This is a genomic window from Acinetobacter sp. ANC_7503 (assembly GCF_056780035.1).
The window spans coordinates 690,161-702,337 of sequence record NZ_JBWYJA010000001.1; the positions used below are offsets into that span (position 1 = coordinate 690,161).

The following is a 12,177-nucleotide window of genomic DNA, read 5'->3' on the forward strand; positions in this document are numbered from 1 at the left end:
AGTCAGGGTTTTTGAATTTGGCGGAAGCGGTGAGATTCGAACTCACGGAGGACTCACACCCTCGTCGGTTTTCAAGACCGGTGCATTAAACCGCTCTGCCACGCTTCCATGTGCGCCATAATACGAAGCTTTTCATATCATGACAAGTAAAAATTACAATCAAACCATTCAAGTGAATATAGTTTCACCAAATGATTCAAATTTATTAAATTTTGGCTGCAATTTCAGCACCTTCACGAATCGCGCGCTTAGCATCAAGCTCAGCAGCAAGCTTTGCACCACCAATAATGTGATATTTCGCTAAAGTTGTTTCAGTCTCTGATGGCATAATCTCTTTAACAGATTCTTGCCCTGCACAAACAACGACAGTATCGACTCGTAATAATTGATCATGTCCACCAACTTCGATCCACAGACCTTCATCACTCACTGATTTGTATTGAACGCCACGCAACATTTTCACATGATGTTTTTTTAATTGGGCGCGGTGAACCCAACCAGAGGTTTTACCTAATCCTATACCCAAAGGCGTTGTCTTACGTTGCAATAAATATATTTCGCGAACTGGACGATCCACTTCAGCAGGTTGTAAACCACCTTCAGAAACATACTGAATATCAGGATCAACTCCCCACTCACGTTTCCATTCTGCCAAAGGTTGTGGCTGTGGCTGATGTTCAGGTTTTAATAAAAACTCTGACACATCAAATCCGATACCACCAGCACCAATTACTGCTACCTTTTGACCCACAGGCGCACCTCTTAATACTTCTGCATAAGATAAAACTTGTGGTGCATCACTTCCTTCAATCTTCAATGCACGTGGTACAACGCCTGTCGCAACAATCACTTCATCAAAGCCTTCACGCTCAAGCTGTTCACGATTAACTTTAGTATTTAAACGAAGTTCAACCCCAGTGCGCTCAATTTGGACTTTAAAATAGCGAATGGTTTCATGAAATTCTTCTTTCCCAGGAACAACTTTCGCTAAGTTGAATTGTCCCCCTACATCATTAGTGGCTTCAAATAAAGTAACCTGATGACCACGACTGGCAGCAACGGTCGCTGCCGACATTCCAGCTACACCACCACCCACAACAGCTACTTTTTTTGGCTTCTTGGTTTTTAAATAAACCAGTTCAGTTTCATAGGCTGCACGTGGATTCACTAAACATGTGGCACGTTTATTTTTGAAAGTATGATCCAAACAAGCCTGATTACACGCAATACACGTATTGATTTCATCAACACGATTAGTTGCCGTTTTATTCACCCAGAAAGCATCTGCCAATAATGGTCGAGCCATTTGAATCATGTCGGCTTTACCTTCAGCCAAAATAGCTTCGGCAGTTTCAGGCATATTGATTCGGTTGGATGCAATCACAGGCACAGACACATGTTTTTTTACCTCTGCGGTATAATCTACAAATGCCGCACGAGGAACAGAGGTTACAATTGTTGGCACACGAGCTTCATGCCAACCAATACCTGTATTCAATAATGTGATACCCGCTTCTTCTAGCGCTTTGGCAACCGTGATCACTTCATTCATTGTATTACCGTCATGAACTAAATCGAGCATAGATAAACGGAAACAAATGATAAATTTTTCGCCAACTTTCGCGCGAATTGCCTTAACAATTTCAACTGCAAAGCGCATACGGTTTTCTATTTCCCCGCCCCATTGGTCTGTACGCTGATTGACATGACGACTCATAAATTGGTTCAGCAAATAGCCTTCTGATCCCATGATTTCGACACCATCATAGCCAGCTTTTTTCGCGATACTTGCTGTAGCCGCATAATCTTGAATCGTATCCAGAATTTGTTTTTCTGACATCTGACGTGGTTTAAATGGTGAGATCGGCGATTTTATTGGGCTTGCAGAAACTACAAATGGTTGATAACCATAACGCCCTGAATGCAAAATTTGCATTAAAATTTTTGCACCATGTTTATGAACTGCATGTGTCACTAATCGGTGTGGGGCAACATCACCTAAGGTATTCATTGTGCCACCAGCTGGAAGGAGCCAGCCTTGACGATTAGGCGAAATACCACCTGTAATGATGAGACCTACGCCCCCTTTAGCACGTTCACCAAAATATGCTGCTAATTTAGGATAGTTATAAAAACGATCTTCTAGACCGGTATGCATCGATCCCATCACGACACGATTTTTTAGGGTAGTGAAACCAAGATCAAGAGGTTTTAATATATTTGCATAGCGAGTTGTCATGGCAATTCCTTATTTTATGGGCTTTGCAACTTGTTGCATAAAACTATACTTCTTTTTTCATAACTGTTTATGGCAATTTTTTGTCTTTTTCTATAATAAATTACCAACTATGAAATTAGATATTAATATTCAATCACTTACAAAAAAATATTTTTCACTAAGTTCTCTTTGAAAAATTGCAATAAAGTAAATTGATGCATAAAAATCTTCATAAATGCGCTGTATTCTTTTCAAGAAGAAATCATGAATTAGATTAAGCACTACCTATTACTTCTGAGTTTCGACGAAATATTGCTACTTATTCTAATATTTTTGCACCACGTATCTTTTTTTAAAAAAAATTACCAATGAAAAGTGCTACAATTGAAGAAATATATTTTTCAGGTTACCAATTTTCTAGGTGCCTATATTCTATCGTTAGGATGAACAATGTCTGATAATGCAACTATCTTACAGAATGTACCTGTAGGCAAAAAAGTTGGTATTGCCTTCTCTGGTGGTCTTGATACTTCTGCAGCTCTATTGTGGATGAAACAAAAAGGTGCTGAACCTTATGCGTATACAGCAAACTTAGGTCAGCCAGATGAAGATGATTACGATGCTATTCCAAAGAAAGCTGAAGCTTATGGCGCTGTTAAAGCACGCTTAGTGGATTGCCGTTTACAACTTGCATTAGAAGGTATTGCAGCAATTCAATGTGGCGCATTCCATATCTCTACAGGTGGTGTACCTTACTTCAATACAACGCCACTTGGTCGTGCAGTCACAGGTACAATGCTTGTTACTGCGATGAAAGAAGATGACGTCAACATTTGGGGTGACGGATCTACTTATAAAGGTAACGACATTGAGCGTTTCTACCGTTATGGTCTATTAACGAACCCAGCACTTAAAATTTACAAACCTTGGTTAGACCAAACATTTATCGATGAACTTGGTGGCCGTGCAGAAATGTCACAGTTCCTCATCGACAACGGTTTTGACTATAAAATGTCAAAAGAAAAAGCATACTCAACAGACTCAAACATGCTTGGTGCAACTCACGAAGCGAAAGATCTTGAGTATCTTGATGCTGGTATCAAAATCGTTGAACCGATTATGGGTGTTGCATTCTGGAAAGAAGATGTTGAAATCGCACCTGAAGAAGTTTCAATCACATTTGAAGAAGGCTTCCCTGTTGCTCTTAACGGTCAACGTATCGAAGATCCAGTTGAGTTAATTCTTGAAGCAAACCGTATCGGTGGTCGTCATGGTCTAGGTATGTCTGACCAAATCGAAAACCGTATCATTGAAGCGAAATCTCGCGGTATTTATGAAGCTCCAGGTATGGCACTTCTACACATTGCTTACGAACGTCTTGTGACTGGTATTCATAACGAAGATACCATTGAACAGTACCGCATCAACGGTTTACGTTTAGGTCGTTTACTTTACCAAGGTCGTTGGTTCGACTCACAAGCGCTTATGCTTCGTGAAACTGCTCAACGTTGGGTTGCTAAAGCAATCACAGGTACTGTGACTTTAGAACTTCGTCGTGGTAACGATTACACTATTATGAACACTGAATCTGAGAACCTTACCTATGAAGCTGAACGCTTAACTATGGAAAAAGGTGATTCTGTATTCACGCCAATGGATCGTATTGGTCAATTAACCATGCGTAACTTAGACATTACAGATACACGCGCTAAGTTAGGAATCTATACTGGTGCAGGTTTACTTGCTGTAGGTACAGGTTCTGCTGTTCCACAACTTAAAGACAAAAACTAAGATTTAGTTTAGTCCTAAAAAAACCGCGCTTTGAGCGCGGTTTTTTATTTGGACATGAAAATCTATCATTGTTCCCTAGATGAATAATGACTCATTCATCCAACGTATGCTTCATTTTTATATTAATCAGCACAAATAGATGTAAAACCCCTTTTATCGGCTTTTGTCGTTATCAATTTCAAGCAATATCGATTATCATCTATGTTATTTTTTCAGTAAGACTTGCCTTGAATACGATCACTTTAATCCAGCCAGATGATTGGCACGCTCATTTAAGAGATGGTTTAGCACTTCAACGTACTGTTCCTGATTTGGCGAAGCAATTTCATCGCGCAATCTGTATGCCAAATACAGTTCCACCTGTAAAAACTGTGGAAGAGGCACATGCCTATCGTGAAAGAATCATGGCGCATGTTCCTGAAAATGTAAAATTCGATCCTCGTATGGTGCTTTACTTTACGGATCATACTTCTCCTGAAGAAGTACAAAAAATTAAAAAATCTCCATATGTAAATGCAATTAAGCTTTACCCTGCTGGAGCAACCACGAATTCTGATAATGGCGTTAGTGATATACGTAAAGTGTATAGCGTCATTGAGCAACTTGAAGAACATCAAGTTCCTCTCTTACTCCACGGCGAAGTAACACATCATCATGTTGATATTTTCGATCGTGAAAAACGTTTCTTAGATGAAGTTTTAGCACCGCTGCTTAAACAATTTCCAAAATTGAAATTAGTTTTAGAACATATCACCACAAGCGAAGCTGCACATTTTGTACTTGAGCAAGATCGCAACGTGGCAGCAACGATTACACCACAACATTTGTTATTCAATCGCAATGACATGTTGGTTGGTGGTGTTAAACCGCATTTCTATTGTTTGCCAATTTTAAAACGCCAGACACATCAGCAAACTTTGTTAGAAGTCGCAACAAGTGGCAACCCTAAATTTTTCTTAGGTACTGACAGCGCTCCGCACTCTAAAAATGCGAAAGAAAATGCATGTGGCTGCGCTGGGTGTTATAGCGCTCCAACTGCAATTGAATTGTATGCTCAAGCATTCGATCAGGCCGGTAAAATTGAACGTCTTGAAGGTTTCGCTTCATTCTTTGGTGCAGACTTCTATGGTTTACCTCGTAATACTGAAACCATTACATTGATCAAAGAAGATCAAGTGATTCCTGAAAGCCTTGAATATTTAGATGGCGAACAGATCATTCCTCTTTATGCAGGTAAAACAATTCAATGGAGAAAAGTGTGACCACTGAAACATTACCTGTCATCGGTCAACGCTTCCGCGGGTTCCTACCCGTGGTTGTTGACGTGGAAACAGCTGGTTTTAATGCGGATACCGATGCATTGCTTGAAATAGCATGTATTCCAATCATTTACGACGAATCTGGAAAGTTTGTACCTGGTCAAGCGCATCATGCACACATCAATCCATTTGAAGGTGCAAATTTAGATCGTCGCTCACTCGACTTCATTGGCATTGATCCTTTTAATCCAATGCGTGTAGCGATGGCAGAAGATGAAAAGTCTGCACTTAAACGTATGTTCAAAGCAATTAATGAGGTACGCAAACAACAACAATGCACACATGCTGTGCTAGTTGGACACAATGCTCATTTTGATCTTGGTTTTTTAAAAGCGGCAATTGCACGTACTGGAACTAAGAATCAAAATCCATTTCATAGTTTCTCGGTTTTTGATACGGTGACTTTGAGTGCTGTGATGTTCGGACAAACTGTTTTGGCTAAATCATGTATTCAAGCTGGCATCGAGTTTGATGGTAAAGAAGCCCACTCTGCTTTGTATGACACACAGAAAACAGCTGAATTATTCTGCTATATTTTAAATAAATTAGCGCCCCATTTACTTGAAACACTCGTTTCAGAGTAAAAATCTTTAAATACCCCAATATTTTAGAAATCTTGATCATCCTGTGGATTGATCTTAATTGAAAAGTATTGGGGCTTTTTGTTCCAATTTTTAACTATCGCTTTTTTATATTATGTTAATCGGAATATAGTATTGATAATTATTCTCATTAATATTGTGAAATAAGTATTGTTAAATGATAATCGCTATCGTTTTTATTCTCTCAATGTTAAATCATGTCATTTGTACGCTCAAAATTAAATTTAGCCATTCTTACGATTCTCTCAACTACAGTTTGTGCAAATGAAACAGAAATAAATTCAACAGCTAATGATGATTCAATCAAACTCAATACAATTGTAACGAATGCAACTGAGCAACAAGAAGTTGGAAAAACCCTTTATACGAAGGATGACTTAGACAAGACACCCAATAGTTCTAAGAACATTACTGATTTTTTAAAAGTAAATCCTAATGTGCAATTTGGTAATAATTTTAAAAGTGGCTTACAACAAGGTGAACTTAGCCCAGCCGAAATTAGCATCAATGGCGGTTTACCCTATGAAAATAAATTTCTAATCAATGGGATGAGCATTAACAATAATATTAACCCTGTGGGTGCAACAACATCGAACTCAAATAATGAACTACTCGGCTCTAGTCAAGCTGTTGCAGTCAATGCAGACCTGATTTGTAATATTAAACTCCTTGATAGCAATGTGAGCGCTGAATATGGTGAATTTACTGGCGGTGTAGTGAGCGCAGAAACCTGCGCACCAAAAACTGAGGTAGGCAAAATTCACGGTAATATTACCTATGATTATACATCTGATTCTTGGTCTAAAATCAACTTTCCTGATCCAGAAAGCCAACAGGAATTTGAAACCTCCAACAGTGAAAAAAATCAACCTTTCTTTACTAAACAAGGAGTCAGTGCAACACTGTATGGTAATCTCACAGACCAATTAGGCTTCAATGCTTTTGGCTCTTTTCGACATTCCTTAATTACATTAAAAACGAATTTTATTGAGCCAGCAGAATTAGACCAAACACGTGCTGCGAGCAATTATGGTGTTGAACTCTTCTACACACCTTCAGATAAAACCTCATTAAAAATAGGAACTCAGCTATTTGAAAATAAAGGTGAATACTTCAATGCTACATTTTTAAACTCAGAAAACACGCAAATATCTGATAGCCAAAGTATTTATATCAATTTACAAAATAAATTAAATGCTGTTCGGTTAGAACAACAACTTAATTATCAAACACAAAATAGCTCGCGAGAGGCAGAACAGGATGCATACGTGTGGGCTCGATCATCAACAAAAAATTGGAATCCGAATTTAAGTACGCAATCTTATGGAAACTATGGTTCATTATCACAAGAAGAAAAAAAACTGGAATACTCAATCAAAGCCTTATTTGAACCAATAAAGTTTGCGAACTCATCACACCAACTCAAAGTGGGTGCAGGTTATGGTCATTATGAAGCGTATTGGGAAAGACCTGAAGTTTCTAATAACTATTACACAACTACTATCGCTTCAAAAAATATTGAAAACTTAAACTGTTACGCTTCTGATGGTCGTCGTTATGATGCTTGTGACGAAGGCAATTCAATTGACGGGCAATATTTAACGCAACGATTTAAATATGATGCAGGACAAATCAATGTACGCCAAGATCGTTGGCATGCATATCTCGAAGATTCAATTTATGTTAATCCATTTATTCAATCTAGTTTAGGCTTAAGAGCTGATTATGATTCACTGACTCAAAATACAAATATTGCACCTCGTAGTTCATTTGTTGTGAAGCCATTTGGCAATGATCAATTATTTATCACGGCTGGTTGGAATCGCTATTATGGTTTAAACGCATTCGCCAACGAATTACAAGATCAACGAGGTCGATTACAGACAAAATTTAAGAGAAATAGTCTTTCTGAAGGTTGGGAACTCGATCCGACGTATATGCCATCCTTCAAATCAAGGTCAGAGCTGGATACGCCGTTTTCAGATGAATCTGTATTTGCTTTTAACACCAATATTTGGAACATCAATACTGGTTTAAAATATGTTCAGCGAGAGAACAAAGACCAATTACGCCAGCAGCAAGGTAATAAGTCTTATAACAACTCAGGAAAATCTGAAGCTGAAATATTAACGTTCTCTTTAAAAAATATTAAACCACTTGTATTTAAAAATTCTGTGCATTATTTAAGCCTAAATGCCGATATGACAGATACAAATCGTAATTTTGATAGCTATGAAAGCAACTACTACACAGGTACATCACAAATTTATTATGATGGCAAACTGATTAATGCTGAAGATAAACCCACTGATAATTTCAATACACCATGGACAGTTAGACTAGATTGGAATATTGGTTTTAATAATATTCCTTTAAATATTAATCATTATCTTAGCTATCGTGCAGGGACACCAGGTATGAAAAAAACCCTGAGTACCAGTAAAACTGAATTTGTCTATGAACTCGATGGTATGAAATATGACACTTACACTGCATATAAAACGAAAAATGCTTTGCATTGGGATATGCGTACTACCTATACAATACCGAGTTCAAAAAATACGCAAACTATTTTTGGTTTAACCATTAATAATGTACTTAACCGTAAAAATGAGTATTTTTCTTCCAATACATCCTCAGTGACACCAACACCAAGTCCTGAAATCGGTCGTCAATTCATTGCAGATGTTACATTTAAGTTCTAACTCATGATTCCCATAGAGCACTTAGGTGCTCTTTTTCATTTATGCCACGTTAAACTTTTGGATTGCATAAAGAAAAAACAATTCAAGACTTGAAAAATATCAATTATCCTCGATATTACATAAAGTAATTCACTCAATCTTAGAATGAGCATATGAACAATCAAAACAAACCTGAAATTATTACGATAGAAGATCAAAGCTTTGGTAGCCATGTAGAACATTGGGCGCTGTTAACTGATGATCCGACTGTTCAGGTTCCAAAATGGTTGAGTGAAGCACTAAATGCACCTGTCATGCCGATGGGGATTTGTGCTGAAGAACAAGATATGGATCCGAATGTTTGGCTAATTCAAGGACCTAAACAACAACCTATCCAATTGGTTCAAGTCATTGCTGTAGAAGACAATAAACCTAAAGCAGTCAAAACAGCCTTCCCTACTTTTGATAGTCCTTATACGTTGAACGCGACGATTGAACGCATCATTACATGTAAGTCCAACACGCAAGCAGTGTTACAATTAAAAGTTAGTGATAATAGTGTGGTTTATGCTTTTGATAGCTTATACAGTGTTAACCAAATTCAATACCAAAAAAATCAATCTTATAAAGTCCAATTAAATGCGTGGGCTTATGAGCTAGAAAAAGTTGCTGATCAAGAACAAATTGTTGTGGATGATCCAGCTTCAATTAAACACCATCGTGCTTTAAATGAAATTTTGAGTGAACACAATGGTGTAGCGCCAGATAATTTACAGCAGCTGATTGATGCTTGGGAACCTAAATCAGATGCCGATAAAGAACCTGTAACGGTCGATTTTTCGAAAATGGTGGCTTACTTGTACGGTGAAACCATGGGTCAGGAAGATGAGGCCTGGTTCCAAGGAAAAGTGGTTGGCAAGACCCAAATGCAGTTCAACGATCAATTTTATCAACTTTATGATGTAACACTTATTTTAGAAGAAAACCAACCTGCTACACTTATTCGTATCGCGACTAAGGATGAGAATTATAAAAATTTCGAAATTGGTCAATATATTCGTGGAAATATATGGATTCAGGCGAATATTTATGCTAAAAATACATCAAATAAATAGGATTTAACTATAAAGTAATATTTAGGCTCCTAGATGAAAATTATACCGGAACAATCAACAGGCTTAATGGAACAAGCACGCCCTCGTATTCGAGTAGACAAGGGTGCTTACTGTTTCTTTTTCTTAGGTGTTTTCCTCGCTGCTTTTATTTTCCACTTTACCAATCTTATTCCAGCATTTTAATAAATTAGTGTTGATTACTTTCATCTGCGTTTTAGTGCATAAAAAAAAGCCTGTCATATGACAGGCTTTTTTACAAACTGATTTTTAAGCATTACGCTTCGCAAAATCATCCATAAATTTCACAAGAGCTTGTACACCCTCAAGTGGCACTGCATTGTAAATACTCGCACGCATACCACCTACTGAACGATGTCCTGCAAGATTTAATAAATTATTTTCCTCTGCTTCTTTCAGGAATTGCTTTTCAAGTTCAGGCTTCGCCAATGTAAATGGTACATTCATAATTGAACGATATTCTTTCGCAATTGGATTTGCATAGAAGTCACTTGAATCAATATAACCATACAACAATTCAGCTTTTTGCTGGTTCACTTGATGAATTGCCTCTACACCACCCTGTTCAAGCAACCATTCAAATACTAAGCCTGATAAATACCAAGCATAAGTAGACGGTGTATTCACCATAGAATCATTCTTCGCTTGCGCTGAATACTTCAAAATGCTCGGAATTTCTTCTTTTGCTTGGTCTAATAAATCATCACGAATGATTACCAAAGTTAAACCAGCAGGACCGATATTTTTTTGCGCACCCGCGTAAATAAGACCGAACTTTGAAACATCAATTGGTGCCGACAAAATACTAGAAGATAAATCTGCAACCAGTGGTTTATCCGTAGTTGGGATATTTTTAAATTGAATACCACCAATCGTTTCGTTATCGGCATAATGAACATAGGCAGCATCAGCAGATAAATTCCATGTACTTTCATCAGAAATTGCAAGATTACCATCTGCATCTTTAATACCAGCTTCGATCACGTTAATTTCGCCATAACGTTTTGCTTCTTTTAAAGCTTTTTCAGACCAAATGCCAGTATGGATATAATCTGCTTTGTTATTTTTCCCTAATAGATTCAATGGAATCGCAGAGAATTGTAGAGAAGCACCACCCTGTAAGAAAAGCACTTTGTAGTTCTCAGGAATATTCATCAACTTGCGTAAGTCTGCTTCTGCTTTTTCAGCAACAGCGACGTAGTCTGCACTACGATGACTCATTTCCATGATTGATAGGCCCTTACCCTGCCAATCAAGCATCTCAGCTTGAGCTTTTTCTAATACAGCAGTAGGTAATGCAGCAGGACCAGCACAGAAGTTGTACGCGCGCATGATTTTTCCTTTCAGAGTGAAACACAATAAAATGATGGCATTTAACCACAGATGGCATTATGTTGCAGTAGTTTAAGTTGAAATTATTTCAATCTATTATCCTTAGCAGAATAAAAAAAACGATGTATATTTATAGGATAGTTTTAATAAAACGAGAAACACTCCATATTTAAAGATATAAGAATCTTTCTAATTGGTTAATTTTTTTGTTAAATCATTGATAACAGCTTGTACCACTAACCAAGAAATATTTGTAGAGTCTTCATCAGGATCAAATCCCTGAATCATATGCTCATAAGGATGAATTAAGTTTCTAAATTCTCTTAAAGAGTGTGAATACTTTTTCACATCTACACCAATCCAACCTAACTGATGAGCTACATCAATCATTTCACCTAATTTCCAATCAGCAAAATTCTTTGTTTTTTGATTTTTATCCCTAGGTGCACTTGGAGCCTGATTCGCCTCTCTCATATTTTGTTGAAAAACACCCAATAACAACCCCTCTAATACACTACCCATTAATATCATTGAAGCTAAATATGCTTTCGAATCTAGACACTTTTGTATTTCCACCCACCTATTCTGTAAAATTTCACCCACCCTCATCTCTAGACCTAGAATTAAGAAATTAGGTGGTGGATAAGACTTAAGTTCTGATTCTAATTCGCAAATATTTGAATAATCTATTTCAATTTTTCTAAATTTTGGATCTATACGATCCAAGTACATTTCAAAACCCTCTATGTAGAGAATCTTATTCAAAATTTTTAAAGCTTTATTTATTTTCTCTTTATCACCTGCATATTCTTTCGGTGACACTAGTCTTTTAAGAATATTCGCTAATTGCTCTTTATTAGCTTCATTTAATTTTTCTAAAACCCACTTTGATCTTGTTGAACCATCATGAGTAAACGGTAGTCCTGCATTCCTAAAAAATTGTGTTAATTGTGAACCGCTTCTATACTCAGGATGATTTTCAGGATCATTCCCACAAATAAATTCTGCTATTTGTTCTAAAGTTTTTTGATCCATGTTCGATACTTTCCTTTATTTATAATTCTTACTTTTATAAAAAAGGACGCCTCAGCGTCCTTT

The 12,177-nt window shown here is 37.2% G+C and carries 9 protein-coding genes and 1 tRNA gene; 6 read left to right on the top strand and 4 right to left on the bottom strand.

Features of this window, described 5'->3' with window-relative positions:
- Nucleotides 1-18 precede the first annotated feature (18 nt).
- Nucleotides 19-108, bottom strand: a tRNA-Ser gene (locus AC1M9M_RS03435).
- Between the two features lie 97 nt (nucleotides 109-205).
- Nucleotides 206-2,239, bottom strand: coding sequence for an FAD-dependent oxidoreductase (locus tag AC1M9M_RS03440; protein WP_481595615.1), 2,034 nt, complete (start codon nucleotides 2,237-2,239; stop codon nucleotides 206-208).
- Between the two features lie 429 nt (nucleotides 2,240-2,668).
- On the opposite strand from AC1M9M_RS03440, the gene argG reads away from it, so the two are divergent.
- The 6 genes from argG (at nucleotide 2,669) to AC1M9M_RS03470 (ending at nucleotide 9,912) form a co-directional block, all read left to right on the top strand.
- The gene (gene argG / locus AC1M9M_RS03445; protein ID WP_092765981.1) at nucleotides 2,669-4,009 is read left to right on the top strand and encodes an argininosuccinate synthase; all 1,341 of its coding nucleotides are present in this window, start codon (nucleotides 2,669-2,671) and stop codon (nucleotides 4,007-4,009) included.
- 227 nt (nucleotides 4,010-4,236) lie between these two features.
- Nucleotides 4,237-5,271: a dihydroorotase gene (pyrC, locus tag AC1M9M_RS03450; protein ID WP_481595616.1), complete on the top strand. Its 1,035-nt coding sequence runs from the start codon at nucleotides 4,237-4,239 to the stop codon at nucleotides 5,269-5,271.
- Entirely contained in the window at nucleotides 5,256-5,912 is a 657-nt protein-coding gene (rnt, locus tag AC1M9M_RS03455) for a ribonuclease T (RefSeq protein ID WP_035266446.1), read from the top strand. The genes pyrC and rnt overlap by 16 nt, the downstream gene beginning before the upstream one ends.
- A 215-nt stretch (nucleotides 5,913-6,127) precedes the next feature.
- On the top strand, nucleotides 6,128-8,635 hold the full coding sequence (locus AC1M9M_RS03460; RefSeq protein ID WP_481595617.1) for a TonB-dependent receptor plug domain-containing protein: 2,508 nt from the start codon (nucleotides 6,128-6,130) through the stop codon (nucleotides 8,633-8,635).
- A 152-nt stretch (nucleotides 8,636-8,787) separates the two neighbouring features.
- Complete coding sequence (locus AC1M9M_RS03465) at nucleotides 8,788-9,729, top strand: hypothetical protein (protein ID WP_035266435.1); 942 nt, start codon at nucleotides 8,788-8,790, stop codon at nucleotides 9,727-9,729.
- Between the two features lie 33 nt (nucleotides 9,730-9,762).
- The gene (locus AC1M9M_RS03470; protein ID WP_171076764.1) at nucleotides 9,763-9,912 is read left to right on the top strand and encodes a hypothetical protein; all 150 of its coding nucleotides are present in this window, start codon (nucleotides 9,763-9,765) and stop codon (nucleotides 9,910-9,912) included.
- An 84-nt stretch (nucleotides 9,913-9,996) separates the two neighbouring features.
- Here AC1M9M_RS03470 and serC read toward each other — a convergent pair whose 3' ends face one another.
- Both serC and AC1M9M_RS03480 read right to left on the bottom strand, forming a co-directional pair.
- Nucleotides 9,997-11,079 carry a 3-phosphoserine/phosphohydroxythreonine transaminase gene (serC, locus tag AC1M9M_RS03475; RefSeq protein WP_035266433.1) on the bottom strand — a complete coding sequence of 361 codons (1,083 nt, stop codon included), beginning with the start codon at nucleotides 11,077-11,079 and terminating at the stop codon, nucleotides 9,997-9,999.
- A gap of 189 nt (nucleotides 11,080-11,268) precedes the next feature.
- Nucleotides 11,269-12,114, bottom strand: a complete 846-nt coding sequence (locus AC1M9M_RS03480) for a hypothetical protein (protein ID WP_481595618.1) — start codon at nucleotides 12,112-12,114, stop codon at nucleotides 11,269-11,271.
- Between the last annotated feature and the right edge of the window lie 63 nt (nucleotides 12,115-12,177).